The 26,520-nt window shown below is 74.2% G+C and carries 20 protein-coding genes and 1 pseudogene; 6 read left to right on the top strand and 15 right to left on the bottom strand.

Annotation, left to right across the window (positions count from 1 at the left end; all coding sequences use genetic code 11):
- Window positions 1-40 precede the first annotated feature (40 nt).
- From O7602_RS24805 to O7602_RS24795, 3 genes are all read right to left on the bottom strand, one after another.
- The gene (locus tag O7602_RS24805; RefSeq protein ID WP_281585018.1) at window positions 41-1,261 is read right to left on the bottom strand and encodes an ABC transporter substrate-binding protein; all 1,221 of its coding nucleotides are present in this window, start codon (window positions 1,259-1,261) and stop codon (window positions 41-43) included.
- 125 nt (window positions 1,262-1,386) lie between these two features.
- On the bottom strand, window positions 1,387-3,849 hold the full coding sequence (locus O7602_RS24800; protein WP_281585017.1) for a transposase: 2,463 nt from the start codon (window positions 3,847-3,849) through the stop codon (window positions 1,387-1,389).
- 40 nt (window positions 3,850-3,889) lie between these two features.
- Window positions 3,890-4,861 carry a DNA primase gene (locus O7602_RS24795; protein ID WP_281585016.1) on the bottom strand — a complete coding sequence of 324 codons (972 nt, stop codon included), beginning with the start codon at window positions 4,859-4,861 and terminating at the stop codon, window positions 3,890-3,892.
- Between the two features lie 116 nt (window positions 4,862-4,977).
- On the opposite strand from O7602_RS24795, the gene O7602_RS24790 reads away from it, so the two are divergent.
- The gene (locus O7602_RS24790) at window positions 4,978-5,319 is read left to right on the top strand and encodes a helix-turn-helix transcriptional regulator (protein ID WP_281585015.1); all 342 of its coding nucleotides are present in this window, start codon (window positions 4,978-4,980) and stop codon (window positions 5,317-5,319) included.
- Window positions 5,320-5,408: 89 nt separating this feature from the next.
- Here O7602_RS24790 and O7602_RS24785 read toward each other — a convergent pair whose 3' ends face one another.
- The 10 genes and pseudogenes from O7602_RS24785 to deoC form a co-directional block, all read right to left on the bottom strand.
- A complete protein-coding gene (locus tag O7602_RS24785) occupies window positions 5,409-6,098 on the bottom strand; it encodes a permease prefix domain 1-containing protein (RefSeq protein ID WP_281585014.1) in 690 nt (229 codons plus the stop codon).
- Window positions 6,099-6,153: 55 nt separating this feature from the next.
- Window positions 6,154-7,944: pseudogene (gene cydC, locus O7602_RS24780) on the bottom strand (thiol reductant ABC exporter subunit CydC); the annotation flags it as partial.
- Between the two features lie 70 nt (window positions 7,945-8,014).
- Complete coding sequence (cydD, locus tag O7602_RS24775) at window positions 8,015-9,697, bottom strand: thiol reductant ABC exporter subunit CydD (protein WP_281585013.1); 1,683 nt, start codon at window positions 9,695-9,697, stop codon at window positions 8,015-8,017.
- On the bottom strand, window positions 9,694-10,773 hold the full coding sequence (locus tag O7602_RS24770; protein ID WP_281585012.1) for a cytochrome d ubiquinol oxidase subunit II: 1,080 nt from the start codon (window positions 10,771-10,773) through the stop codon (window positions 9,694-9,696). The genes cydD and O7602_RS24770 overlap by 4 nt, the downstream gene beginning before the upstream one ends.
- An 11-nt stretch (window positions 10,774-10,784) precedes the next feature.
- Window positions 10,785-12,032, bottom strand: coding sequence for a cytochrome ubiquinol oxidase subunit I (locus O7602_RS24765; protein ID WP_281585011.1), 1,248 nt, complete (start codon window positions 12,030-12,032; stop codon window positions 10,785-10,787).
- A gap of 156 nt (window positions 12,033-12,188) precedes the next feature.
- On the bottom strand, window positions 12,189-13,094 hold the full coding sequence (locus O7602_RS24760; RefSeq protein WP_281585010.1) for a M56 family metallopeptidase: 906 nt from the start codon (window positions 13,092-13,094) through the stop codon (window positions 12,189-12,191).
- 10 nt (window positions 13,095-13,104) lie between these two features.
- Window positions 13,105-13,650 carry a BlaI/MecI/CopY family transcriptional regulator gene (locus tag O7602_RS24755; RefSeq protein ID WP_281585009.1) on the bottom strand — a complete coding sequence of 182 codons (546 nt, stop codon included), beginning with the start codon at window positions 13,648-13,650 and terminating at the stop codon, window positions 13,105-13,107.
- Window positions 13,651-13,682: 32 nt separating this feature from the next.
- The gene (locus O7602_RS24750) at window positions 13,683-14,507 is read right to left on the bottom strand and encodes an aldehyde dehydrogenase family protein (RefSeq protein ID WP_281585008.1); all 825 of its coding nucleotides are present in this window, start codon (window positions 14,505-14,507) and stop codon (window positions 13,683-13,685) included.
- Window positions 14,500-15,924, bottom strand: a complete 1,425-nt coding sequence (locus O7602_RS24745) for an aldehyde dehydrogenase family protein (protein ID WP_281585007.1) — start codon at window positions 15,922-15,924, stop codon at window positions 14,500-14,502. Before O7602_RS24745 ends, O7602_RS24750 begins: the two co-directional genes overlap by 8 nt.
- 5 nt (window positions 15,925-15,929) lie before the next feature.
- A complete protein-coding gene (gene deoC / locus O7602_RS24740) occupies window positions 15,930-16,889 on the bottom strand; it encodes a deoxyribose-phosphate aldolase (protein ID WP_281585006.1) in 960 nt (319 codons plus the stop codon).
- Window positions 16,890-17,012: 123 nt separating this feature from the next.
- Between deoC and upp the strand changes: the two genes are divergently transcribed.
- On the top strand, window positions 17,013-17,645 hold the full coding sequence (gene upp / locus O7602_RS24735; protein ID WP_281585005.1) for a uracil phosphoribosyltransferase: 633 nt from the start codon (window positions 17,013-17,015) through the stop codon (window positions 17,643-17,645).
- Between the two features lie 50 nt (window positions 17,646-17,695).
- Window positions 17,696-18,379 (top strand): GPP34 family phosphoprotein, encoded by a 684-nt coding sequence (locus tag O7602_RS24730; protein ID WP_281585004.1) that lies wholly within the window; start codon window positions 17,696-17,698, stop codon window positions 18,377-18,379.
- A gap of 84 nt (window positions 18,380-18,463) precedes the next feature.
- Here the strand turns inward: O7602_RS24730 and O7602_RS24725 are convergent, their stop codons facing one another.
- Entirely contained in the window at window positions 18,464-20,128 is a 1,665-nt protein-coding gene (locus tag O7602_RS24725; protein ID WP_281585003.1) for a phospho-sugar mutase, read from the bottom strand.
- 49 nt (window positions 20,129-20,177) lie between these two features.
- Window positions 20,178-22,151: a serine/threonine-protein kinase gene (locus O7602_RS24720; RefSeq protein ID WP_281585002.1), complete on the bottom strand. Its 1,974-nt coding sequence runs from the start codon at window positions 22,149-22,151 to the stop codon at window positions 20,178-20,180.
- Window positions 22,152-22,354: 203 nt separating this feature from the next.
- Here O7602_RS24720 and O7602_RS24715 point away from each other — a divergent pair, with 203 nt between their 5' ends.
- From O7602_RS24715 to O7602_RS24705, 3 genes are all read left to right on the top strand, one after another.
- The gene (locus O7602_RS24715; protein ID WP_281585001.1) at window positions 22,355-23,938 is read left to right on the top strand and encodes a methylmalonyl-CoA mutase family protein; all 1,584 of its coding nucleotides are present in this window, start codon (window positions 22,355-22,357) and stop codon (window positions 23,936-23,938) included.
- 486 nt (window positions 23,939-24,424) lie between these two features.
- Window positions 24,425-25,717: an amidohydrolase gene (locus O7602_RS24710; protein WP_281585000.1), complete on the top strand. Its 1,293-nt coding sequence runs from the start codon at window positions 24,425-24,427 to the stop codon at window positions 25,715-25,717.
- Window positions 25,714-26,517, top strand: a complete 804-nt coding sequence (locus tag O7602_RS24705; RefSeq protein WP_281584999.1) for a histone deacetylase — start codon at window positions 25,714-25,716, stop codon at window positions 26,515-26,517. Before O7602_RS24710 ends, O7602_RS24705 begins: the two co-directional genes overlap by 4 nt.
- Window positions 26,518-26,520: the final 3 nt, after the last annotated feature.

Raw genomic sequence — 26,520 nt, 5'->3', positions numbered from 1 at the left:
CGTCACCGCGTTCACCCGCGGAGCGTCCCGGGTACGACGGTCAGGCGTACCGGGTCCAGCTGCCCTGGGACACCCGGTAGACGCCGAGCGAGTCGGCCTCCATGCCCCCGTGGTGGCCGGCGGTGAACGCGTACCCGCCGGCGATGCCCTCGACCATCTGCGTCTGCAGGAAGGCCCGTAACCGGCCACGGTCGAGGCTCGTCGCCCCGCGCGCCGACGCGGCGAGGAGGTGGAGGGCGTCCGCGGCGTACGGGGCGAAGCCGACCGAGGTGCCGTGGCGCTGGGTGTAGCGGTAGTCGAAGTCCCGCCGGGCCACCTGCGCGCCGCTGGTGGCGGTCAGCGCGGAACCGCCCAGGCAGGCCGGGTGCACGGCGTACGCCCCCTCGACCGCCTTCGCGTTGGCGCGGCTGAGTGTGTCGTCCACGACCGCGCCGGGGTCGAAGAAGAGCGGGCCGCGGTGCCCGGCCCGCCGCAGTTCCCGGGCCGCCGCACCGGAGTCGGGCGCGGTGCTCCAGACGATGACGCCGTCCGGGTCCCCGGCGGTCGCCCGCCCGGCGGCGGCACGGAAGCTCCGCCCGGTTTCCGGGAGGCGTAGCGTGCGCACCAGGTCCATGGTGCTGGCGCCGAGGGCCTCCCGTACCGCCCGTACGCCCGAGTCGCCGTGCGGGCCGTCCCCGGCCAGCAGGACCACCCGCCGGATCCGCTGTGATTCGAGCAGGTCCACCATCCGACGGGCCACGTCGGCGCCGTCGGGGGTGAGCTTGAAGCTGAACGTGCGGTCCGCCAGGGGCAGCACGATGTGGTCGGCGTGGCCGAGCGCCAGGAACGGCGTCTTGAGCTGCTGGGCGGCCGACGCGAGGGCGGTGGCGGTCTCCCCGAGGACGCCACCGACCAGGGCGTGTGACCCGGTCCGGGTCAGGTCGGCGGCGTGTCGGGCGGCCACTTGCGGGTCGCTGCCGTTGTCGCGGATCTCCAGCCGGATCGACCGGAGCAGGTTCCCGACCGGGATCCCGGAGCGGTTCAGTGACTCCGCCGTGATCTCCAGGGCCCGCCGCTGGACCAGACCGAGCGCCGCGCCGCGACCGCTCAGCTCAAGGCTGGCGCCGACGACCATGTCCTGGTCGCCGGGTGCGCCGCTGGCCGCGCCCTCGTCCGGCCGCTGACCCTGCGGGCCGCATCCGGCGAGCAGCAGGCTGCCGGCTGCGGCCGTGAGGACGCCCCGGCGGGTGAGCACGGTGGAGTCGAATGCCGGTGTCGCCATTGGAGTCGCCTTCCCACCACGGCGAACACGCGCCGCCGCTGGTCCGCCGGGTATGCTCCCGGCCGACAAGCGGCGGCGTCAAATTGTCCGGGTGTGGGCAGGAACACCCTGCGGGGCGGCTCGGGTCAGGACCGGTAGCCCGCAGAGCGGTATTCGAATTCCCGCTCGTCGTCGCGGTCGCCGGTGTCCCGGCTGAAGTCCCAACCGCCGGCCGCCTCCCGGCCCGGCCGACCGCCGACGGCGAAACCGCCGATCTCCTGCCCGCGCCGCCAACCCCGGAAGTAGCCGGTGGTGTTCTCGGCGAGACTGGCCGCGTTGCGGACGATCCGTAGAGGGCGCTCCTCGCGCAGTGGCGAGCCCGGCACCAGGTTGGCCTGCGGCACCCGCTTGGGCAGGCCGGCCTTGGTCTCCGAGCCGACCGCCGGGCGGGCTGCCTGCTCGGCGGCCTGCCAGCCGGTGTCCGCGGTGGACGTCCACTCCAGGTCGGCCTCGTCGCCGTGCCCGACGAACCAGGCGGACCTGGCCTGCGCGAAAATCAGCAGGTCGCCGTCGCCCTCGTCGGAAACCGGCGGGGGCCGGTGCTCCTTCGGCGCGGGACGCCGCTCCAGCGGCGGGGGGAGCTCGGCGCGGGCGACAGTCCGGCCGGCGTCGCCGCGGTCGACCAGCCGCAGTGGCGGGGTGTCCAGGCCCGGCTCGGTCGGCCGGTCCAGCTCGCTGCGCAGTGCCCGGTCGGCAAGCGGCGGCGGTTCGACGAGCCGCAGCATCGGCGGCTCCTGCGGCAGGTCGTCGGCGAGCCACGGCGGGGTGACCCGCCCCGGGTCGCTCGGCGCGTCCACGCCCCGCCCGTAGGGGTAGGCGGGCGCCTCCCGCTCCCGGTCGGCCTGGTCCTCGCCGTTGTTGACGAGGGGCCAGTTGGCGCGGGATCCCGGCGGGGCCTCCGGCGCCGGGGGACGCGAACTCGGCACCGGGATGCTCAGGTCGGTGGCGCTGAACCCGCCCGTCGGCGGCTCCGGCGTGGTCTTCGGGCGCGGCGGGATGACCGTGCGCTGCCGCTCGGCCCGGGCCTTGTTGATCGCCGCGGTGGTGAGGGTCGGGCGGAACGGCTCGCCGGCCTCGGCCGGCGGCACGACGCCGCGCTGGGACGGCGGGATCGGCGTGATCCCGGGCGGCGGCGGGGGCGGCGCGGAGACCGGACGGTTGGTCGGCCCGTCCACCCGCGACGGCAGCGGCACGCCGGTCGGCTCGGGGCGGCTCGGGGATGCGGCGGTCGGCCGGCCCAGCGCCGCCGCCGGGGCGACGGGGGTGACCGGGTTCGGGGCGACCGGCGGTGGTGCGACCGGTGCGGGCGCGACCGGCGGCGGGCCGAGCGGACGGGGGGAGGCCGAGGCGGCCGGGCCGGAGACCGGCTCGGGGCGGCTGCGCCGGCCACCGGGGACCGGCTCGGGGCGGCTGCGCCGGCCGCCCGGATCGGTGGCGTCGGGGTGTGGTTGGGGGCGGCGGCGGCCCGGATCGGTGGCGTCGAGGTCCGGCTCGGGGCGGCTGCGCCGGCCGGTCGGCTCGGCGGCCGGCGCGGGCTCGGGCGCGCGCACCGGGCGCAGCCCGGCGGGTGCCGTGGGGGTCAGCTCGTCGACCTGCTCACCACGGCGGGCGGCGGCCCGGCGGCCGGCGGCCGGCGCCGGGGTGGCGCGTTCGGCAAGCGCACCCACGAGCGCGTCGCAGCCGGCGTCGCAGGCCCGGACGGAGGCGACGGCCTGCCGAACGGTCTCGGCGACGGCGGCGGTGAGCACCCGGTTGACGGTGGCCCGTCGGGGCGTCTCGGAGACGGCGACCCGCAGCGCGGTCACCGCCTCGGTCACGGTGTCGGCGTCGGCCAGGCCCTCGGCGGCGAGCTGCGCGGCCACCGCGTCGATGGTCGCGCCGAGGTCACGGCCGCGGCCGATGGCGCCGGTCAGCATGCTCGGCTCGGGCAGCGCGTCGAGCACGGCCAGGGCGACCGGCTCGGCGGGGTCGAGGTACGCGCGCAGCGCGGCCGGGTAGAGCTCGCGGAGCACCTCGCGCAGCGTCACCGCCGCCGAATGCCGCCCGCTGGCGAGTGCCGCGTGCGCGGACAGGACCTGCTTGTAGCCGGCGAGGTCGCGGGGCGCCGGGAGGGTCACCGCGGACAACGCTCCGGCCTGCAACGCACGGGCCAGCCCGACCGCCCGACGCTCGGCGGGCGAGGACTGCATCTCCTCAAGCGAGTCGTCGTCGGCGAAACGCTCGGCGAAGTCGTCGACCGAGTCGTCGTCCGCGATCGCCAGCGGTCGGCCGGCGGCGCTGAGCAGTGAGGTGACGGTGTGGTCGTCGCTGTCCGCGGCGATGGCCGCGCCGCTCGGCCCACCGGAGCGCTCCACCAGCAGCGCGACCAACCGGGCGTAGCCGGCGGGCTCGTCCCCGATCTCACAGACATGCAGCAGACGGCCTGCGTCGTCGACCACAGCGGACGTCAGCGTCGTTTCGGCCGAAGCCGTTCGGTCGGCCGGATCTGCCGAGGCCAGACCGCAGTACACGCGCACGAGCGCCACAGCGTCGTCCTCCTCCCGGGACACAGGTCTTGTTCTGCCAGAGACTGATGCTCCCCGCTCCGGGTCAGTCGCGCCAGTCCACGACGGCAGAGATCTTGCCGACAATGGTGCGCCAACCCAAACTTGCGGTTTGTGCCCCGATTTTCTTCAGCCGCCGCCGGCCCAGGAAACCACCGACTCCGCCGTTGACGGAAGCGCGCAGCGCCTCGTCCAGATCGTCCAGGCTGGAGCCGGCGGAGAGCATGTCGAGTACGGCCGGTAGCCGCAGGGCGTACGCCAGGTCACGGGCGATCTCGCCGGCTTCGATCAGGAGCGCGGGATCCCATGCGTCGTGCCCGCCGCGCAGGTTCTCCACGACCAGATCGAGCTCGTAGGTGTCGTCGTCCAGCGGGGCGACGTCGGCCGGTTCCAGCCGTTCGGACAGTTCATTCCAGCTGTCCAGTTGGGACAGGTCGGTGGGCGCACCGGAACGGATGAAAGTCACAAGTGACTCGGGGGTCTTGAACAGCAGCAGCCGGCCCTTGTGGGTGAGGAAGACCGGCACCTCCTCGTCGCCCGCGGCGTCCTCGTCCTCGTCCTTCTCGTCGTCGGCTTCCTCGGCTTCCTCGGCCGGGTCGGCGTCGGCGTCGGCGTCGGCGGTCTTTCCGCGGGTGCTCTTCCCGTCCTCGTCGTCCTCCTCGGCGGAGAGGGCGGCGAACTCCTCGTCGAGGATCACCACCTCCTCGTCGTCCTCGGTCTCGACGACCTGGCGGCGGGCCAGGAAGGGGTCGTCCTGGTCGCGCTCGGCGACGTCGGTCGGGGTCAGCTCGCGCGCCGACCGGTAGGCCCGCAGCGTGAAGCCGGTGCCGGCGGGGAGGGCGATCTCCACCGGGTCGATCCGCACCTCGTCCCAGAGGGCACGATCCGCGGCCGGGCGGTCGGCCTCGACCTCGTCTGCTGCGGTCGACGCGGTGTCGTCGAGCTCGGGCTCGTCGGCGTCGGGCCGTTGGGGCGACTGGCGGGCCACGCTGACCTCCGTGTGCGTTCGGGTGCCCACCCGGCGGCGTCGCGCCGCCGAGTGACTCTGCGCACATACCCTAGTGGTCGACCGGTCGCGCACGGGAACCCCACCCCGGTGGCGTCCCGAAGCCCGGACAAGTAGGCTTTCTACACATGAAGGCGCAGGCGCTGCACGGACATCTCGACGCGCTGCTGCTGGCGGTGCTCGAGCAGGGCGCGCAGCACGGCTACGCGATCATCGAGGCGCTGCGGGCGCGCAGTGGCGGCACGCTCGATCTGCCGACCGGCACCATCTATCCGGCGCTGCGCCGGCTGGAGCGGGCCGGCCTGGTCGCAAGCACATGGAGCACGGTCAACGGCCGGGAACGCCGCACCTACCAGCTCACCGACGCGGGCCGCCGGGCACTCGCCGGGGAACGGGCCGGCTGGCGGGAGTTCAGCGCCACCGTCGGCCGCTTCCTCGGCGCGGACGAACCACCTGTCGCGCCGGCCTGACCCACCCGACCCGCGGGCCCGGCCCTCGGGCCTGCGTACCTGGCCCCTCGGTCCCGCATACCCGGCCCCTCGGGCCTGCGGGCCGCGAGCTAACCGGCCACCCGTGGCCGGCGTGCGCTGAGCAGCCACCAGCGAGCCGACCGGGCCAGCGAGAACCAGGCCGCCGACGCCACCACCGCCCCGATGATCATCGGGGGCCAGGTCAACGCGGCGTCCCACAAGCGGACCGACCAGCCGAACAGGGCACCACCGGCGAGCGCGCCGACCAGCAGCCCACCTGTCAACCCGAAGCCGACCGCCCGGGCCGACCGGACGAGCCAGGGCGAATCCCGCCGGGCGGCGAGCGCGCCGAGCACCAGCCCGGCCAGCGCCAGCCCGGCGACCACCCCCCAGATACCGTGCATCGACGTGGAGAGCAGCAGGTAGGCCGCCGGCGGTCGCGGGCCGGCGCTCCAGCTCGACCCGTGCCAGGTCAGGTCACCGGCGGCCATCAGCACCACCGCCACCGCGAGCGTGCGCAGCGCCAGCCCGCGCAGCGCGCCGGCGGCCAGCTCGGCCTGGAAGCCCGGCGCGAGCTGGGCGACGCTGCCGAACTCGGCCACCGCCCGCCGCTCGGCCTCCGCCCGCGGCAGACCACCCTCCCGGTACGCCTCGGCGGCGTCCTCGAGCGCGTGCCGCGCCTCGGTCAGCAGATCGGCCTTGAGCCGGGCCGGCCCGTGCAGACGCCCGGACAACTCCCGCAGCCGGTCCTCGACCCGTACCCCCTGATCCACCCGCATGGGACCAGCCTGCCACCGTGGGCGAGCGCCCGCGTCGGGGAAATCCCCGGAGGACTCAGGGAGTCAGCGCGAGATAGCCGCGCTCGGCGGTCTCCTGGCGCAGCCACTGCTCCCGGTACCAGCCGGAGCGCGCCACCAACTCGTCATGCCGGCCGCGCTGCGTCACCCGGCCGTCCTCCAGCACCACGATCTCGTCCAGCCCGGCCAGGCCGCTGAGCCGGTGGCTGATCAGCAGCACCGAGTGCCCGGCCGGGACGGCGGCCAGGGCGGAGGTGAGCACCACGTCGGCCGCCGTCGGGTCGAGCCCCTCGGTCGGCTCGTCAAGCACCAGCACCGGCGGGGCGGCAAGCAACGCCCGGGCCAGCGCCAGCCGCTGCCGCTGCCCGCCGGACAGCTGCCCGCCCTGCTCGCCGACCACTGTCTCCCAACCGTCCGGCTGGTCGAGTACCCAGTCCAGCAGCCCGGCCGCCCGGGTGGCGGCGGCCAGGTCCGCCGCACCGGCGTCCGGGCGGCCGAGCAGCAGGTTCTCCCGCACGGTGGCGTGGAAGACGTACGCCTCGGCGAACAGGCCGCCGACCGTCCGGGGTAGACGGTCGGCCGGGTGGTCGGCCACTGGCACGCCGCCGACGGTGACCCGGCCGGTGTCCGGGCGGACCGCGCCGGTGAGCGCCGCGGCAAGCGTGCTCTTGCCCGCGCCGCTCGGTCCCACCACGGCCACCCGGCGGCCGGCCGGCAGGTCGAGGTCGAACCCGGCCAGGGCGGGCGCGGCACCGGCCCGGTAGCGGACGGTCACCTGCTCGAACCGCACGTCATGACCGCCCGGCGCCGGCGGCGCGGTGGCGTCCACGGGCGGTGCGGTGTCCTCCGGGGGCGCGGGGTCCACGGGCGGTGCGGCGTCCGCAAGCGGCGCGGCGTCCGGCGGTGGCGCGGCGGGCTCGGTGAGCAGGTCGGCCACCCGGGCCAGCCCGGCCCGGAGCTGGGTGCGCTGCCGGGCCGCCGCGACCAGGGCGAGGGCCACCTCGACGGCGGCCAGCGCGCCCACCGCGAGGACGCCCACGAGCACCCCGCCCACCCCGGCGCGCAGCGCCACGGCCACCACCGCGGCGGCGGTGAGGCCGCCCACGAGCACCCCGGCCGCGTCCACCGCGAAGCCGGTCGCGGCGAGCCGGCGTTCCAGCCGGGCCAGCCGTTCGGCCCGTCGCCGGGCGGCGGCCAGCGCGGCGCCGGTCGCGCCGAAGGCGGCCAGGTCGGCGGCGCCGTGGGTGAGGTCGACCGCGTCCACGGCGAGCGCGCCGCGCAGCGGGGCCACCTCGTCGGCGGCCCGGCGGGTGAGCCGGGTGGCAAGCGCCGGCAGCGCCACCCCGGCGACCAGCAGGCCGATCGCGAGCACGCCGGCGGCCGGTGGCGAGATCAGCGCGGCGCCGGCGACGGCGAGCAGGCTGACCAGGGCCGCCGCTGCCCCCGGCACGAGCACCCGCAGCAGCAAATCCTGAGCCGCCTCCACGTCGGAGACCAACCGGCTCAGCGCGTCCCCGGTGCGCCGGTCGGCGGCGTCGCGCCGGGCGGCGAGCGTGGCGAAGACCCGGGCCCGGACGTCGGTGATCATGCGGAGCACGGCGTCGTGCCCGGCGAGCCGCTCGGTGTAGCGGAACGCGCCCCGGCCGACCGCGAGCGCCCGTACCGCCACGATCGCCACGGTGAGCCGGTCCAGCGGTGGCCGGCCGGCGGCGCTCATCAGCAGCCAGGTGGCGGTGGCCATCAGCGCCAGCCCGGCGAGCTCGGTCGCCGCGGCGAGCAGGCCGGCGCCCAGCAGCCGGCCCAGGTACGGCCGGGCCAGGCGCAGCACGGCACGCTCGGCCGTCATCGGGTCACCGCCGCACCGAGGGCCGTCAGGCGCAGCACGGCCCGCTCGGCCGTCATCGGGTCACCGCCGTGCCGGTGGCCGTCGGGTGCAGCTCGGTGACCCGGCCGTCGGAGACCCGCAGGATCCGGTCGGCGTCGGCGAGCAGCGCGGGCCGGTGCGCGACGAGCAGCGCGGTCCGGCCGGCGACCAGCCGCCGGGTGGCGTCCAGGACCACCGCCTCGCTGGCGCTGTCCAGGCGGGCGGTCGGCTCGTCCAGGAGCACCACCGGGGCGTCGCGGAGGAACGCCCGGGCCAGCGCGATCCGTTGCCGCTGCCCGCTGGACAGGCCGTGACCGCGCTCGCCGAGCCGGGTGTCGAGTCCGTCGGGCAGCGCGGCGACCACCTCGTCGAGCGCCGCGTCGGAGACGGCGGCGGCAAGCGTGTCGTCGGCCGTGTCCGGGGCGCCGAGGCGGATGTTGTCGGCAAGCGACCCGGCGAACAGATGCGCCCGCTGCGGCACCCAGGCCAGCTCGCGACGCCAGGCGTCGAGGTCCACCCCGGCCAGGTCGACGCCGTCCACGGTGATCCGGCCGGCGGTCGGGGCGACGAAGCCGAGAAGCAGGTTGAGCAGCGTGCTCTTGCCCGCGCCGCTCGGCCCGATGATCGCCACCCGGTCGCCGGGCCGGATGGTGAGCGTGACGTCGCGCAGCGCGGTCGTCCGGTCGTACGCGACGGTCACGCCCTCGAAGCGGATCTCGCCGCGGCCGTCCGGAGCCGGACGGTGGTCGCCGGCGGGCCCGGTGGCGGGGTCGGTCGCGGACAGGGTGAGCGCCTCGTCCAGCGCGGTGAGCCCCTCCATGCTGGCGTGGAACCGGCTGCCCGCGGCTCGCAGCGGCAGGTAAGCCTCCGGGGTGAGCAGCAGCACCAGCAGCGCGGTGGAGAGCGTGATCCCGCCGCCGAGCAGGCGGAGCCCGACCGGCACCGCCACCAGCGCCACGGAGAGTGTGGCGACCAGCTCCAGGACCAGCGCGGACAGGAACGCGATCCGCAGCGTCCGCATGGTGGCCGCGCGGTGCCCGTCGGCCATCCGGCGCACCACGTCGACCTGCGCCCGGGCCCGGCCGAACGCGCGCAGCGTGGGCAACCCGGCGACCATGTCGAGGAAGTGCCCGCCGAGCAGCGACAGCCGCCGCCACTGCCGTTCCGTGGCGGCCTGCGCCTGCCAGCCGAGCAGCGCCCCGAAGATCGGGATGAGCGGGATGGTGAGCGCGATGATCAGCGCCGAGCTCCAGTCGGCGAACACGATCCGGGCCAGCACCGCCGCCGGCACGGTCACGCTCAGCACGAGCTGCGGCAGGTAGCCGGTGAAGTAGGCGTCGAGCGCGTCCAGCCCGCGACCGGCGAGCGTGGCGAGCTGCCCGGCCCGCTGGCCGGCGACCCAGGTCGGACCGTGCCGGCCGACCGCGTGCAGCAGATCCGCCCGCAGCGCCGCCTTGACCGTCGCGGCGGCCCGCGCCGCCACCGTGCCCTGCGCCCAGGCGACAAGCGCCCGGGCCGCGACCGCCGCCAGGAGACCGGCGAGCGCCGGCCGGTGCAGCCGCCCGTCGAGCGCGGTGGCGAGCAGCGTGGCCAGTGCGGTGGCCTGGGCGACCACGAGCAGTGCGGTCGCGCCCCCGAGCAGCGCGAGCACGGCGAGGTCGCGCCGGGCCGCGGGGACCCGGCGCAGCAGACGTGGGTCGAACGGACGGCGGTTCACCAGTACACCGGCGCCCTGCCGTCGATCCGTCCCCGGAACACCCACCAGCACATCGCCTGAAAGCCTAGTAGGGCCGGCACGAGCGGCAGCACGAGCCAACCCAGCAGCGCCAGCGTCGGGCGGCTCGCCGCCGCTTCGGCGACGGTGAGCGAGGTCGCCGGGTCGGTGGTGGAGACCAGGACCCGGGGCCAGAGCGCGGCGCCGACGAGCGGGGCGGGCAGCGCCAGCGCCGCCGCGGTGGCCACGAAGGCCACCCCGGCCCGACCCCGGCGCAGCGCCGCGCGGGCCACCAGCAACGCCGCCACCAGCGCCAACGGCAGGAGTACGGCGATCGCCGGCCGCGCCACGGCAGCGCGTACCCGGTCGGAGAGCAGGCCGAGGACGGTGGCCGCGGCGACCGCGGTGAGCGCGGCGGGCACCAGGCCGCGGGCCAGGCGGGCGTGCGCGGTCGTGTCGCCGGCCGGCAGCCGGAGCGTGAGGAACGTCGCACCGTGCACCGCGACGAGCGCGAGCAGCGTCAGCCCGGCGGCGGCGACGAACGGGGTGACCACGTGGCCGACGCCGGCCACGTGCCCGTCGGCGGCGCGCGGCACCCCCTGGAGCAGGCCGCCCAGCAGCGCGCCCCAACCCAGCGCGGCAAGCACGCCGCCGGCCACGACGAGCCGGTCCCAGCCGGCCCGGGCCGCCTCGCCGCCCGCCCGGCCGCGCAGTTGCACGCCGGCGGTCACCAGCACCACCCCGGTCAGCGCGCCGAGCACCACCGGGTAGAAGCCGGAGAGCAGCTCGCCCTCCAGGGTGGGGAAGGCGCCGAACAGGATACCGACCGAGGCCACCAGCCACACCTCGTTGCCGAGGAAGAACGGGCCGACGGCGGTGAGCGCGGCGCGCCGGCCCGTCGTCCCGCCCCCGGCGGTGGCGTCGGGGGCGGTTCCGCCGGAGGTGGTGGCGCTGAGGGCGGTTCCGCCGGGACCGGTGGGGTGCCGGGCCAGCAGCAGGGCGACGCCGTAGTCGTAGCCGCCGAGCACCAGGTAGGCGGCGAAGAAGAGGCCGAGCAGGGCGTACCAGGCGAGTTCCACGGCGGGCTCCCTCAGGCGAACACGGGCTGACGGTCGGGGTCGGTGTCGGGCGCGGGCGGGCGGCCCAGGGCGGGGTCGAGCGCACCCCGGGCGGCGTGCCGGGCCAGCAGCACCCAGTTGGTGACCGCGAGCGCGCCGAGCAGCAGGCCGAATCCGATCAGCGAGGTGAGCATCAGCCCGGGCGACACCGGCGACACGGCCTGCGAGGTGGGCAGCAGCCCATACGCCGCCCAGGGCTGGCGGCCCACCTCCCGGGCGATCCAGCCGAGCAGCACCGCCGCGAACGGCAGCGGCAGCCCGACCAGGACCAGCCGGAGCGGGAACCTCAGCCGGATGATCCAGTCGCGCCACAGCAGCGGCAGCAGGAGCCAGACGCAGCCCAGGGCGAAGCCGATCAGGATCATGAAGCCGAGGCCGACGCTGGACAGCGCGGGCGGGGTCCAGTCGCCGGGGCCGAACCGCGCGGTCCAGTCGGCGACCGTCGCGTCCCGGTCCGGGCCGCCGCCGAACTTGGTCGGCTGGAGCTGGCCGACCGGGCCGAACTGGGCGAAGCCGAAACCCTGCAACGCGCTGACCGCGACCGCCGCGGTGACCAGGCCGAGCCGCAGCGAGGTGCGGAAGAGCAGAAAATCGGGGGTACGCCGGAGCAGGTGCCAGGCGCTGACCGCGGCCATCAGCAGGCCGCCGGTGACCAGGCTCGCCGACAGCACGTGGCCGAACGCGAAGCCGAACGTGGGGTTGGTGACGAGTGCGCCGAAGTCGGTCAGGTGGGCGACGCCGTCGCGTACCTCGTAGCCGACCGGGTGCTGGAGCCAGGCGTTCGCCACCATGATCCAGAACGCCGAGGCGTACGCGGTGAGCGCGACGCCCCAGAGCAGCGCCAGGTGCACGCCGCGCCGGAGCCGGTGCCACCCGAAGATCCACATGCCGAGGAACGTGGACTCCAGGAAGAACGCGACGAGCGTCTCGATGGCCAGCGGCGCGCCGAACACGTTGCCCACGTAGCGCGACAGGCCGCTCCAGTTCAGCCCGAACTGGAACTCCATGACGATCCCGCTGGCGATCCCGAGCACATAGTTGATCACGTAGAGCTGGCCCCAGAACCGGGTCAGCCGCTCGTACACCGGTTTGCCGGTGAGGTAGCCGGCGGTCTGGAGCCCGACCAGCAGGGTGACCAACCCGAGCGTGACCACCACGAAGAGGAAGTGGATCGAGGTGGTGGTGGCGAACTGAAGTCGGGCGAGGAGCAGGGGGTCCATGGCCGTCCTCCCACAGGTTGGCTCTCTTGTCGTAGCCACCCTACACGTAGGCTATCTACCCATACAGACCGAAGGCGGGGCCCCCGCTTAACGCCTGCGGTAGAGGAACGGGCCCCGCTTGAACGCCCGAGGACGCGCGCGAGGGCGGCGCCAGAATCAGCTGAGGAACAGGGAGATCGGCAGCGCGACCAGGGTGGCGGCAACGGCCAACGCGGCGGCGCCGAGCACCCGGGGCGGACGGTCCGCGACAAGCAGGCGCTGCACCCGTACGTCCAGGTCACGGTCGCCGATGCCGAGCGTGCCGGCCGGCGTGACCCGGTGCCCGGCGGCGGCGAACCGGCGCAGCGCGCCGGCAAGCGGCTCCTCCGCGTGCAACTCCCGGGCCTTGTCGTCCGCGCGCATCTCGACAAGCAGCGCCACCCGGGCGTGCGCGTCGCGCACCCAGCGGAACCAGGGCAGCGCCCGACACAACGCGGTGAACGGCAGCAGCACCAGGTCGTGCCGCTCCTGCGCGTGCGCCCGCTCGTGGGCCAGCACCGCCGCCAACTCCGCCGGGTCGAGCAGGTCGACAGTGCCGGCGCTGACCACCACCCGGGGCCGCACCCCGGGCAGGCAGTAGGCCGCCGCACTCGGATGGTCGAGCACCAGCGCGCCGGGCACCGTCGGGTCGCGCCGCGCCACCAGGCTGAGCAGCTCCCGATGCCGGCGCTGGGCGCGTACCGCGCCGTGCACCGCGCGCACGGTCGTGGTGAGCAGCACCGCGCCGATACCGAAGCCGACCCCGACCAGGCCGAGGTGCGCCGCGCCCACGCCGGCCGGCAGCGTGCCGTGGGTCAGGTCGTCGGCGAGCGCCAGCAGCGCGCTCCCGGTCGGCCGGTCGTAGGCGGTGAGCCCGACCGCCATCGGCAGCCCCATGGCGGAGAGCCCGAGCGCCAACCCGACCGCCTGCCAGCAGACGATCGCCACCCGAGGCGCCCGCCACGTCCAGCGCGCGGCGGCGAGGACCTGCGCGGTCAGCCAGCAGGCCAGGACGGTCGCGGCGAAGTGCACGGCGTACGCCACGGCGGTCGCCCTACCGGTCCGTCGCCTCGTCGAGCGCCGGCCCGGCGGGCCGCGCATCCTCGACCCGTCCGGTCAGCCCGGCCTCGGCGCCGGCCGGCCCTGCGGCGCGGGATCGGGCGCCGGTATGGGGGCCTGCTTCGGCCGCCTCCGGCCCTGCGGCGCGGGATCGGGCGCCGGTGTGCGGGCCTGCCTCGGCCGCCTCGGCGGCGAGCGCGGCGCGGAGCACGTCCGCCTCCGTGCCGGTCACCGAGCGGGCGAAGCGGACGAGCGCGGCGTCCCGGCTGCCACCCAGGTCGAGGGCGTCGAGCATGAGCTGGGCGATGTGCGCCTCCCGGGTGGCGGCGGGCCGGTAACGCCAGGCCCGCCCCTCCCGCTCGCGCTGCACCATGCCCTTGCCGGCGAGCCGGTCGAGCACGGTCATCACGGTCGTGTACGCCAGCTCACGCCCGTCCAGGGCGTCGGCGACCTCGCGCACGGTCACGCCGTCCGGCGTGGCGGACGCCGAATCCCACAGCACGTCCATCACCGCACGCTCAAGGTCCCCCAGCCGAGTCACCCCCCAATCCTACCCCCCGTAGTAGAGAGGGGTCAGACGCCCTTGGGGTGCCAGACGGTCTTCGTCTCCAGGAGCGTGGTCATCCGGGTGACGCCCGGGTCGGCGTACCAGTCGTGGTCGGCCGGAGCCGGCCGGAGCACCCGCTTGAGGTTCTCCGCGGCCTTGACCTCCAGCTCCGCCGCCAGCTCGGCGTCGGCGGCACCGGTCAGGTCGATCGCGTTCACATCCATGTGCGCGGCGAGCGTCGGCACCGTCTCGGACAGCCGCCCGGTGAGGATGTTGACCACGCCGCCGGGCAGATCGGAGGTGGCCAGCACCTCGGCCAGGGTCACCGCCGCCAGCGGGGCCGCCGGGGAGGCGGCCACCACCACGGTGTTGCCGGTGACGATCGCCGGGGCGACCACGCTCACCAGGCCGAGCAGCGCCGGCGCCTCCGGGGCCACCACCGCCACCACGCCTGTCGGCTCCGGCGCGGACAGGTTGAAGTACGGGCCGGCCACCGGGTTCGCCCCGCCGTAGACCTGCGGCAGCTTGTCGGACCATCCGGCGTACCAGACCCAGCGGTCGATCGCGGCGTCGACCTCGTCGGCGGGTACGCCGAGCGCCACGAACTGCTCGCGCCGGCCCTCAAGCATCTCGGCCACCCGGTAGAGGATCTGACCCCGGTTGTACGCGGTCGCCCCGGCCCAGCCCTTCACCGCGGCCCGGGCGGCGACCACCGCGTCCCGCGCGTCCTTGCGGGAGGCCAACGACACGTTCGCGGATTGCACCAGATACGACCGTCCCGACTCGCTGCGCGGGAACTTCCCGCCGATGAAGAGCTTGTACGTCTTGCGTACCGCGACCCGCTCAGACATTGAGGTACGCCTCCAGCCCGTGCCGGCCGCCCTCGCGACCGTAGCCCGACTCCTTGTAGCCGCCGAACGGCGACGTCGGGTCGAACTTGTTGAACGTGTTGGCCCAGACCACGCCGGCGCGCAGCCGGTCGGCCACCCACAGGATCCGGGAACCCTTGTCGGTCCAGATCCCGGCCGACAGGCCGTACGGCGTGTTGTTGGCCTTCTCAACGGCCTCCGCCGGGGTGCGGAAGGTGAGCACGGACAGCACCGGGCCGAAGATCTCCTCGCGGGCGATCCGGTGCGCCTGGGTGACGCCGGTGAAGATGGTCGGCGCGAACCAGAAGCCGCGGTCGGGCAGCTCGCACGGCGGCGACCAGCGCTGCGCGCCTTCGGCGGCGCCGGCGTCGGACAGCTCGCGGATCCGGGCGAGCTGCTCGGCCGAGTTGATCGCGCCGATGTCGGTGTTCTTGTCCAGCGGATCACCGACCCGCAGCCGGGCCATCCGGGACCTGAGCGCTTCCAGCACCTGGTCCGCGACCGACTCCTGGACCAGCAGGCGGGAGCCGGCGCAGCAGACGTGGCCCTGGTTGAAGAAGATGCCGTTGACGATCCCCTCGACCGCCTGGTCGACCGGGGCGTCGTCGAAGACGATGTTGGCGGCCTTGCCGCCCAGCTCCAGGGTGAGCTTCTTGCGGGTGCCGGCGACGGCACGCGCGATGGCCTTGCCGACCTCGGTGGAGCCGGTGAACGCGACCTTGTTCACGCCCGGATGCTCGACGAGCGCCCGGCCGGTGTCGCCGGCGCCGGTGACGATGTTGACCACGCCGGCCGGCAGGTCGGCCTGCTGGCAGATCTCGGCGAAGAGCAGCGCGGTGAGCGGGGTGGTCTCGGCCGGCTTCAGCACCACGGTGTTGCCGGCGGCGAGCGCCGGGGCGATCTTCCAGGCCAGCATGAGCAGCGGGAAGTTCCACGGAATGACCTGCGCGGCGACGCCGAGCGGCTTCGGGTCCGCCCCGAACCCGGCGTGCTCCAGCTTGTCGGCCCAGCCGGCGTAGTAGAAGAAGTGCGCGGCCACCAGCGGCAGGTCGACGTCGCGGGACTCCCGGATCGGCTTGCCGTTGTCGAGCGACTCCAGCACCGCCAGCTCGCGCGAGCGCTCCTGAACGATCCGGGCGATCCGGAACAGGTACTTCGCCCGGTCCCGGCCCGGCATCGGACCCCAGACCTTCTCGTACGCCGTCCGGGCCGCCCGGACCGCGCGGTCGACCTCCGCCTCGCTGGCCCAGGTGACCTCGGCGAGCACCTCCTCGGTGGCCGGGCTGATCGACTTGTGGAGATCCTCGCCGTCGACGAACTCGCCGTCGATGAACAGGCCGTAGGACGGCCTGAGGTCGACGATTGCGCGCGACTCGGGTGCAGGGGCGTATTCGAACATCGCGTTCAGTCCAGGGTGAAGTAGTCGGGGCCGGCGTAGACGCCGGTCGTCAGCTTGGTGCGCTGCATCAGCAGGTCGTTGAGGAGGCTCGACGCGCCGAACCGGAACCAGTCCGGGTCGAGCCAGTCGGCGCCGACGGTCTCGTTGACCATGACCAGGTACTTGATCGCGTCCTTGGTGTTCTTGATGCCGCCGGCCGGCTTCACGCCGACCTGCCGCCCGGTGGCGGCGCGGAAGTCGCGTACCGCCTCCAGCATCACCAGCGTCACCGGCAGCGTGGCCGCGACCGGGACCTTGCCGGTGGAGGTCTTGACGAAGTCGCCGCCGGCCAGCATGGCCAGCCACGAGGCACGCCGTACGTTGTCGTAGGTGGCCAGCTCGCCGGTCTCCAGGATGACCTTGAGGTGGGCGTCCCCGCACGCCTCCTTGGTGGCCACGATCTCGTCGTACACCTCGGCGTAGCGCCCGGCCAGGAACGCGCCCCGGCTGATCACCATGTCGATCTCGTCCGCGCCGGCCTCGACGGCCGCCCGGACGTCGGCGAGCTTGATCTCCAGCGGGGCCTGCCCGGACGGGAACGACGTCGCCACGCTGGCCAGGTGCACGTCGCTGCCGCGCAGCACCTCGGCCACGTACGGGACCATCGCCGGGTAGACGCAGACCGCGCCGACGTGCGGGCAGCTCGGGTCGGCCGGGTCGGGGCGCAGGGCCTTGGCGGCGAGCGCCCGCACCTTGCCCGGGGTGTCGGCCCCTTCGAGGGTGGTCAGGTCGACCATCCGGATCGCCAGGTCGATCGCCTCGGCTTTGGCCGTGGTCTTGATGGAGCGGGTGCCGAGTTGGGCCGCCCGCTGCTCCGCGCCGACCTGGTCCACGCCCGGTAGGCCGTGCAGGAAGGTCCGCAGAGCGGTCTCGGATCGTCCCAGCTCGGAGAGGTCCGACCGGGCCGACGTCGCTGTCGCCGTCATGCCCCGAATAGTACGCACCCGCGAGTCGAGTGATCTTGGTCACGTCAGATCTGTGGTGAGCGGCGTCGCTGGCCGGGCCGCACCCACCGTGCGCCGGACCGGGGACCGGTAGGTTGAGCGATCGTGGACGTACACGTCATTGACCATCCGCTCGCCCAGACGCGGCTGACCGCCATGCGGGACGCCCGGACCGACTCCGCGTCGTTCCGGGCCGCACTGCGCGAACTCACCACCATGCTGGTGTACGAGGCCGCGCGCTCCTTCCCGGTCGAGAACTACTCGATCCAGACCCCGGTCACCGCCACCGAGGGCACCCGGCTGGCCAACCCGCCGCTGCTGGTGCCGGTGCTGCGGGCCGGGCTCGGCATGGCCGACGCCGCGCTCGGCCTGGTGCCCGAGTCGTCGATGGGCTTCGTGGGCCTGGCCCGCGACGAGGAGACGTACGAGCCGCGGGCGTACATGGAGTCGCTGCCCCGGGACCTGACCGGCCGGCCGGTGCTGGTGCTCGACCCGATGCTCGCCACCGGCGGCTCGCTGGAGCACTGCTGCCGGCTCCTCGCCGACCGCGGCTGCACCGACATCACCGTGCTCTGCGTGCTGGCCGCCCCGGTCGGCATCGCCCGGCTGGAGCGCAGCGGACTGCCGCTGCGACTGGTCACCGCGTCCATCGACGAGGGCCTGAACGACCGGATGTTCATCGTCCCCGGCCTGGGCGACGCCGGTGACCGCCAGTTCGGCGGCATGCCCCGCTTCTGACCACGGCAAGTCGGTGCGCGGGCTGCGGGAAGGCGCTAGCGTTCCGGGCCATGAATGGTGTTGCGCTCGCCGAGGAACTGCTGCTCCTCGCGTATGACGACGAAACCGGCAAGGCGGCCATGCCGCGGATCAGCCTGGACCTGGGGATGGCCGCCGCGGTACTGGTCGAGCTGGCCCTGGCCGGCCGCGTCGCGTACGCCGACGGAAACCTGACGGCGGTCGATCCGGCACCGACCGGCGAGCCGATCGCGGACGCGGTGCTCGCCAAGATCGCCGCGGACACCCCGCACACGCCGTCGTCGTGGGTGCAGCGGCTGCGGCACGGCCTGCGCGACCGGATCCTCGGCGACCTCTGCGAACGCGGCGTGGTCCGCGACGTGGACGAGACCGAGCTGGGCTTCATCCACGTGCACCGCTACCCGGTGACGGACGCCTCGGTCGAGGCGGACATCCGGCGGCGACTGGCCGAGGCGCTCACCAGCGGGCAGCTCCCGGACGAGCGGACCGCCGCCCTCGCCACGCTTGTCGCGGTGCTGCGGATGGAGCCGGCGCTCGGGCTCACCGGCCCCGCCGCGGAAGACGCCGGCAAGCGCCTGGCGGAGATCGCCACGGGCGCCGGCTTCTCCGGCACGGTGAGCGTGGACGACAGCGTGGTACGCCCCTCGGTGAGCCTGGTCATCGCCGCCCTGGCCCAGGCGGTGGACGCCGCCCTCGGCAAGCGGCCCAGCATGTAAGGCGGGGGCCCCGCTTAACGCATTCGGTAGAGGCGGGGGCCCTTCTTAACACTCAGGTGTTAAGAAGGGCCCCCGCCTTACACCTCAGAGGGCGAGGGCGGTGGCGATCTCGGTGCGCAGCTCGGCGACGGCGACCCGGGCACGCTGCCGGGCCGCGGGGACGTCGCCGCCGGTCACCGGCTCCACCACCTCCAGATACGCCTTGAGTTTCGGCTCGGTGCCGGAGGGCCGGATGACCACCCGGGCGGCCTCGGTGCGCAGGGTCACCACGTCCGCGTCGGGGAGCCGATCGGACGCCTCGGTGACCGGGTGCCCGAGCAGTGCGGTCGGCGTGGCCGCCCGGATCCGCGCCATCGCCTCCGCGATCACCCGCAGATCGTCCACCCGCACCGAGAGCTGGTCGGTGTGGTGCACGCCGAACTCGGCGGCCAACTCGTCGAGGCGGTCGGTGAGCGTACGACCCTGGGCCTTGAGCCCGGCGGCCAGCTCGGCGACGGTGAGCGCGGCGGTGATGCCGTCCTTGTCCCGCACGTGCTCCGGCGCCACGCAGTAACCGAGCGCCTCCTCGTAGCCGTAGACGAGCGGCTCGTGACCACCGCCGGCCCGGACGATCCACTTGAACCCGGTGAGCGTCTCGTCGTAGGGCATGCCTCGTGCCGTGGCCATGGCCCGCAGCAGCGAGGAGGAGACGATGGTGGTGGCGTAGAGGCCGGTCACTCCGCGTCGCATCAGGTGGTCGGCGAGCAGCGCGCCCACCTCGTCGCCGCGCAGCATCCGCCAGGACCCGCCGTCGCGTACCACCACCGCGCAGCGGTCCGCGTCCGGGTCGTTGGCGATCGCCAGGTCCGCGCCGGTGCGGTCGGCCAACGCGACGAGCAGGTCCACCGCGCCCGGCTCCTCCGGGTTGGGGAAGGCGACGGTCGGGAACGCCGGGTCCGCCTCGGCCTGCTCGGGCACCACGCCGGGCACTCCGAAGCCGGCCCGGGCGAACGCGGCGGTCAGCACCGCCGCGCCCACCCCGTGCAGCGGCGTGTACGCCACCCGCAGGTCGCGCGGCCCGGCCGGGTCGACCACCGCGGCGGCCCGGTCCACGTACGCGGCGACCACGTCGTCGCCGAGCACCTGGCCGGGTGGGCCGAGCGGCACCTGCGCCAGCGGGCCGACCGCACGGATGGCCGCCTCGATGCCGGCGTCGGCGGGTGGCACGATCTGTGCGCCCGCGCCCAGCTCGCCGCCGAGCCGCGCGCCCAGGTAGACCTTGTAGCCGTTGTCCTGGGGCGGGTTGTGGCTGGCGGTGACCATCACTCCGGCGACGGCGCCGAGTTGCCGCACCGCGAACGCCAGCACCGGTGTGGGCAGCGGGCGGGGCAGCAGCAGCGCGGGCCGGCCGGCGCCGGTGGCCACCTGCGCGGTGCGCTCGGCGAACGCCCGCGAGCCGCGCCGCGCGTCGTACCCGATCACCAGCGGGCCCTCGCCGCCCTGGGCGGCGAGCCAGCCGACCAGCCCGGCCGCGGCCTGGGTGACCACGGCGAGGTTCATCCCGTTGGGGCCGGCGCGCAGCGGGCCGCGCAGCCCGGCGGTGCCGAAGGTCAGCGGGCCGGCGAAGCGGTCGGCCAGCTCGGCGGCCGTGCCGGGCAGCCCGTCGAGGACGGCGCGCAGCTCGTCCCGGTCGGCCGGGTCGGGGTCGTCGGCGAGCCAGCGCTCGGCTCGCACGCGAAGGTCGTCAAGGTCAGTGGTGTCCGCCGCCATTGCCTCTTGATAGCACGGCGGCGGACCATCACCGGTCGTCGGCCTCGACTCAGTTGGCCGCCGTGAGCTGGAACGAATTGACCATCGCGTCGAAGATCGGCTTGCTCTCGGCGAAGTTCGCCTCGCCCGAGGTGAGGTAGAACGAGTAGACCTTGTCGTCCTGCACCACGCCGCGCCACACCCCGTGTCGCTTGGTGTCACCGTCGCCGCAGGTGTATTCGAACTCCGCCGCCGGCTTTCCGGCAAGCGTCGTCTCCGTCATCGCGAGCTGCTCGTAGGGCTTGTCGCACGCCTTGCTCTTGTCGCGCAGGTTGCGCGAGGCGAACTCGGCCCAGCTGACCGATGTGCCGCCCCAGTTCTCGGCGAGCACGCGCACCTTCCGGCCGCTGTCCTGCGGGTCGACGAAGTCGACGAAGACGCCGCCGGTCTTGCGGTCCCATCCCTTCGGCACCTGGACCGTGATGCCCTTGGTGGTCTGCTCCTGCATCTCCGGCGCGGCGGGGGTCGAGTTCGACGGCAGCGCGCCGACGATCGGCGGGGGAGCGTCGTCGCCGCCGCTGGTCAGTGCGATCACGCTCACCAGCAGCACCACGGCCAGGCCGCCGGCGGCGGCGAGTTGCACCTTGCGGGGCAACGCCTTCACCCGGTCGAGGAGGCCCTTCGCCCCGCCGGACGCGCCGTCGGCGGGCGCGGTGGCGGGGGTGGTCCACGGCTGGCCGGTGCCCGGCACCGACCACTGGTTGCCGCCACCGTAGGTGGCCGGTTTGGTGGTGGGGACGTGCTGCGTGGCGTCCGCGCCGCCGCCCTGGTTGAACCGGACGGTGGAGTCCGGCGAGATGCGCTGGGTCGCTTCGGTCGCGTCCGGCCCGGACATCGCGCCGGTGGGCGTGTGCAGCGGCCCGGCGAGCGCGTCGGCGCTCGTCTCGTCGAGCGCCGCGGCGCCGGTGGCCGGCTTCGCGGCGGGACGCTCGCCGCGGCGCAGGGCGGCGAGCCGGTCGGTGAGCGACTCGCCCGGTTCGATCATCGCCCGGCCGCCGATCTGGCCGCTCGGCTTCGGCTCCGCGGCGATCGCCGGCGGCGTGGTGGGGCGCGGCACCGGCACCACCGCGTACGGGTCGGTGACCGAGTTGACGGCGGTGGCGGTGCTGGTCAGCGGACCGGCTAGCAGCTCACGCAGCATGGCCCGGGCGCGCGGCACGTCCAGCCGGCGGGCCGGGTCCTTCTCCAGCAGGCCCATCAGCACGCCGGTCAGCGGGCCGCTGCGCTGCGGCGTGGCGGGCGGGTCCTCGACCACGGCGTGCATGGTCTCGATCGGGTCGCCCTTGTCGAACGGGGGCCGGCCCTCGACCGCGGTGTAGAGCGTCACGCCGAGCGAGAACAGGTCGCTGGGCGGGCCGAACTCCTGGCCCATGGCCCGCTCGGGGGAGATGAAGTGCGGCGAGCCGAGCACCATCCCGGGCGTGGTGAGCTGCACGTCGGTGGGCATCCGGGCCACGCCGAAGTCGGTGAGCACGCAGCGGCCGTCGGAGCAGATCAGCACGTTGGCCGGCTTGACGTCGCGGTGCAGCACGCTGAGCGCGTGGGCCACCTCCAGCGCGCCGAGCAGGGCGATGCCGATCTTGGCGACCGCGCGGGGCGCGACCGGCCCGTCCTCGATCACCATGTCGGCGAGGCTGCGGGCGTCCAGCAGCTCCATCACGATCCACGGCCGGCCGCCCTCGGTGACCACGTCGTAGACCTGCACGACGGCCGGGTGCTGGATCGCGGCGGCGGCGCGGGCCTCGCGGAGCGTCCGTTCGTAGAGCGCGTCGCGGTCGCTGGGGGCGAGCCCGGGCGGGAGGACGACTTCCTTGACCGCCACGTCACGGCGCAGCAGGGTGTCTGTGGCCCGCCAGACCGTGCCCATGCCGCCGTTGCCCACCGGCGAGCGCAACGAGTAGCGCCCACCGATGGTGGTGCCGGGCGCCGCGCGTCCAGTGGGGGGACTGGCCGGTCCACCGCTCCACGTCGGAATCTGAGTCACAGAAAAGCCACCGGGGGATATCGAGGGGGCTGGGACACAACCCCTCTATCTTGCTGGTTCCGACGCCCGATGCGAAACCCGACGCGGCGGGCGTTTATCTACTCGACGGTATGTGGGCAGTTACTCACCTCCGGTGGGTGGCCGCGTCCCGGTGTGCGGTATCCCTCACCCCTGCGGCGGCAACCGCGTCCTACCATCCGGTAATGAGCGATGCGCGGTCAAGCGAGTCGGGTTTTCCGATCAGGGGCGTCTACACGGCGGCCGACCTTCCGGCGGATCTGGAGTCCCGGCTGGGCGAGCCGGGCGACTATCCGTACACCCGCGGGGTCTATCCGACGATGTACACGTCCCGCCCGTGGACCATGCGGCAGTACGCCGGCTTCGGCACCGCCACCGAGAGCAACGCGCGCTACCACCAGCTGCTCCGCGCCGGCACCATGGGCCTGTCCGTCGCCTTCGACCTGCCCACCCAGATGGGGTACGACTCGGACGACCCGATCGCGCACGGCGAGGTGGGCAAGGTCGGCGTCGCGATCGACTCCATCGAGGACATGCGCACGTTGTTCGGCGACATTCCGCTGGACAAGGTCTCCACCTCGATGACCATCAACGCGCCGGGCTCGGTGCTGCTGCTGCTCTACCAACTGGTGGCGGAGGAGACCGGGGTGCCCGGGGAGGCGCTCAACGGGACCATCCAGAACGACATCCTCAAGGAGTACATCGCCCGGGGGACGTACATCTTCCCGCCGAAGCCCTCGCTGCGGCTGGTCGCCGACACCTTCGCCTACTGCCGGGCCGAGGTGCCGAAGTGGAACACCATCTCGATCTCCGGCTACCACATGGCGGAGGCCGGCGCCTCGCCCGCGCAGGAGATCGCGTTCACCCTGGCCAACGGCGTGGAGTACGTCCGCGCGGCGCTCGCGGCCGGGCTGGCCGTGGACGCCTTCGCGCCCCGGCTGTCGTTCTTCTTCGTGGCCCGCACCACGCTGCTGGAGGAGGTCGCCAAGTTCCGCGCCGCCCGCCGCATCTGGGCCCGCCTGATGCGTGACGAGTTCGGCGCGAAGAACCCGAAGTCGATGATGCTGCGGTTCCACACCCAGACCGCGGGCGTGCAGCTCACCGCGCAGCAGCCGGAGGTCAACCTGGTCCGGGTGGCGGTGCAGGGCCTGGGCGCGGTGCTCGGCGGCACCCAGTCGTTGCACACCAACAGCTTCGACGAGGCGATCGCGCTGCCCACCGAGAAGGCGGCCCGGCTGGCGTTGCGCACCCAGCAGGTGCTGGCGTACGAGACGGATCTCACCGCCACCGTCGACCCGTTCGCCGGGTCGTACGTGGTGGAGGCGATGACCGACGAGTTGGAGGCGGCGATCACCGGGCTGATGGACCGGGTCTTCGACCACGGCTCGGCGGTGGACGCGATCGAGGCCGGTTTCCAGAAGCGGGAGATCGAGCAGTCCGCGTACCGGATCGCCCAGGAGATCGACGCGGGTGAGCGGGTGGTGGTGGGGCTCAACCGGTTCCGGATCGAGGAGGAGGAGCCGTACGAGCCGTTGCGGGTGGACCCGACGATCGAGGCGGCTCAGGCGGAGCGGTTGGCGAGGCTGCGCGCCGATCGCGACGCGGGCGCGGTCGAGCGGGCGCTGGCCGAGCTGCGCGCCGCCGCGGAGGGGGACGCCAACGTGCTCTATCCGATGAAGGAGGCGTTGCGGTCCCGAGCCACCGTCGGTGAGGTGTGTGGCACCCTGCGCGAGGTGTGGGGCATTCATCGCCCGACCGACCGTTTCTGACGCGTTCGACGACGGCCCGCGCCGGCGCCCTCCGGGTGCCGGGTGTGGGCCGTCGTCGCGTCTGTGGCCGGGTGTGTGATTTGGCGATGCGGGTAAACCGGTCGGGTGGGCGGGACGGACAGCCTGTGTGGGCGGCCGACTGGCGATCATGTCACCGTCGGGATTCGCCGAGTGGCCGACCGCTGTCGGGGACTTGTCCGAGCCATGGTCGACCGGTGCGACCAATGCGACAATTCGGAACAGCGGCCAGCTATTTGATGTTCGATGAGTCGGTTACGCGGTGTAGGAGGTGGTGGTCAGATGACGGCGTCCGACCGCGATCTACCTGCTGTCCCGCAGATATCCGAACGCTCCCACCAGGGCATTCGTGACGCTGTGCGGTCCGACCGCTACGGGAAAGAGGTTGCGCAGCGTTACCGTCGGGGGTCTAGGCTGTCTGCTGTTCTGCCCGATGATCCAACCCTCTCCAGTGATCGAGAATTCGACGTGACGAGTGCGCTGACGCTGCCTTCGGACGGCCTCCCGGCGGCGTCCCGGCTGGACGCCCAGCCCGGGACGATGCCGCTGCCGCATGGCGCGGACGAGGTGCTGACCGGGAACATTCCGGGCCTGATCGCCGTGCGTCGCCACCTTCACGCGCACCCCGAGCTGTCGGGTCAGGAGTTCCAGACCACCGCGCTGGTGGCCGGCCGCCTGACCGGGCTCGGTCTGACGCCGCAGCTGCTGCCCAAGGGGAACGGCCTGTTCTGCGACATCGTCGGCGAGGCCGACGGGCCGCTGGTGGCCTTCCGGGCGGACCTCGACGCGCTTCCGCTGCCCGACAGCAAGACGGTCGACTACCGGTCCACCGTGCCCGGGGTCTGCCACGCGTGCGGCCACGACGTGCACACCACGGTGTTGCTCGGCCTGGCCCCCGTGCTCGTCCGGCTCGCCGAGCGGGGCGCGTTGTCGGGCCGGGTCCGCCTGATCTTCCAGCCCGCGGAGGAGACCGTGCCCTCCGGCGCGCCCGAGGTCATCGCCGCCGGGGCGCTCGACGGCGTCTCCTCGATCTTCGCGCTGCACTGCGCGCCGCAGTTCCCGGTGGGGACGGTCGCGGTCCGCTCGGGTCCGCTGACCGCCGCCTCGGCCACCCTTGAGGTCCGCGTCTCCGGCGGCGGCGGGCACACCGCTCGCCCGCACCTCGCCGCGCACGTCGTGGACCTCCTGGGACGGGTCATCGTGGGCCTTCCGGGGTTGCTCGCCCACCGGATGGACCCGCGCCGGCCGGTCTCGCTCGTCTGGGGCGCGGTCAGCGCGGGCACGGCCTTCAACACGATCCCCGCGGACGGCGCGGTGCGGGGCACGGTGCGCAGCCTCAGCCGCGAGGCGTGGCACGAGGCCGGCGCGGTGATCACGAACCTGGTGCCCGACCTCCTCGCCGGATCGGGCGCCGACATCGAGGTCAGCTATGTCGAGGGCTTTCCGCCAGTGATCAACGATCATCAGGCGACGGCGCTCATCGCCTCGGCCGCGACCCGTGCCCTCGGCGTCGACCACGTGGTCGAGGCGCCGGTGAGCATGGGCGGCGAGGATTTCTCCTTCTACCTGGAGCAGGTGCCGGGCGCGATGATCCGACTGGGGATCACCGCGCCGGGCGTCACCGATCCGCCCGACACCCACCAGACCGGCTTCGACGTCGACGAGCGGGCGATCGAGTGCGGGGTCCGGGTGATGGCGCACACCGCGCTGGCCGCGCTCGCCGATTCCGGGCGGGAGCCGGGGAACGGGACTCCGCGGTGAGCCACGGGCCGTCGACCGAGCCCGACGGGCGCAGCGAACTCCGCGACCAGGTGGCGAGCGTCGTCTCGGAGCTCACCCCAGGGCCGGCGACCGTCCGTCCCACCCACATCTGGTACGTCTGCTACGGCTCGAACATGAGCCTGGGCCGGCTCAACTACTACCTGGTGGGCGGTCGCCCGCCCGCGGGCGCGCTGACCTACCCCGGTTGCCGGGACAAGACCCCGCCGAGCGAGAGCCGCGCGTTACGCCTGCCGGGCACCATCTACTTCGCCCTGGAGGCGTTGGCCTGGACCGGCGGGATGGCCTTCTACGACCACGGCAGCCCCGGGGACACCCCGGCTCGGGGTTACCGGCTCACCGTGTCGCAGTTCTCCGACATCCTGGCCCAGGAGATGAACCTCGAACCGGGCGACGACGTCGACCTCACCGACGTGCTCGAACAGGGGCGACTGGCCCTCGGTCCGGGCTGCTACCAGACCCTCCTTCACCTGGGCGACATCGACGGCGTTCCCGCCTTCACCTTCACCTCCCCGTGGTGCAGTGACGAGGTCGAGCATCGCAAGCCCGCCGCGATCTACCTGCGGCACCTGGCCGCCGGTCTGGTGGAGGCCCACGGCTGGGGCGTCGCCGAGGTCGCCACCTATCTCGGCAGCCGGCCGGGAGCGGCCGGGTCCTGGTCGCCGGACGAACTTCTGACGCTCTTCGCCGACCTCTGCTCGGAGGCCACCGGCCCGCCCCGGATCAACCCCGTCCGGCATCTCGGGGCGGTGCCGGCGCCTCTCGGCGTGGTCACGGGCTGATCG

The organism is Micromonospora sp. WMMD1128 (genome assembly GCF_027497235.1).
Taxonomy (GTDB): Bacteria; Actinomycetota; Actinomycetes; order Mycobacteriales; family Micromonosporaceae; genus Micromonospora.
The sequence above is the reverse complement of the archived record's forward strand: the minus strand, read 5'-3'. Positions and strand labels throughout refer to the sequence as shown.

Coding starts and splice junctions, on each gene's coding strand:
- O7602_RS24730 (WP_281585004.1), top strand. CDS start 17,696: ATGAATGGTGTTGCGCTCGCCGAGGAACTGCTGCTCCTCGCGTATGAC.
- O7602_RS24725 (WP_281585003.1), bottom strand. CDS start 20,128: ATGGCGGCGGACACCACTGACCTTGACGACCTTCGCGTGCGAGCCGAG.
- O7602_RS24790 (WP_281585015.1), top strand. CDS start 4,978: ATGAAGGCGCAGGCGCTGCACGGACATCTCGACGCGCTGCTGCTGGCG.
- O7602_RS24750 (WP_281585008.1), bottom strand. CDS start 14,507: ATGTCTGAGCGGGTCGCGGTACGCAAGACGTACAAGCTCTTCATCGGC.
- O7602_RS24785 (WP_281585014.1), bottom strand. CDS start 6,098: ATGCGGGTGGATCAGGGGGTACGGGTCGAGGACCGGCTGCGGGAGTTG.
- O7602_RS24745 (WP_281585007.1), bottom strand. CDS start 15,924: ATGTTCGAATACGCCCCTGCACCCGAGTCGCGCGCAATCGTCGACCTC.
- O7602_RS24765 (WP_281585011.1), bottom strand. CDS start 12,032: ATGGACCCCCTGCTCCTCGCCCGACTTCAGTTCGCCACCACCACCTCG.
- deoC (WP_281585006.1), bottom strand. CDS start 16,889: ATGACGGCGACAGCGACGTCGGCCCGGTCGGACCTCTCCGAGCTGGGA.
- O7602_RS24805 (WP_281585018.1), bottom strand. CDS start 1,261: ATGGCGACACCGGCATTCGACTCCACCGTGCTCACCCGCCGGGGCGTC.
- O7602_RS24715 (WP_281585001.1), top strand. CDS start 22,355: ATGAGCGATGCGCGGTCAAGCGAGTCGGGTTTTCCGATCAGGGGCGTC.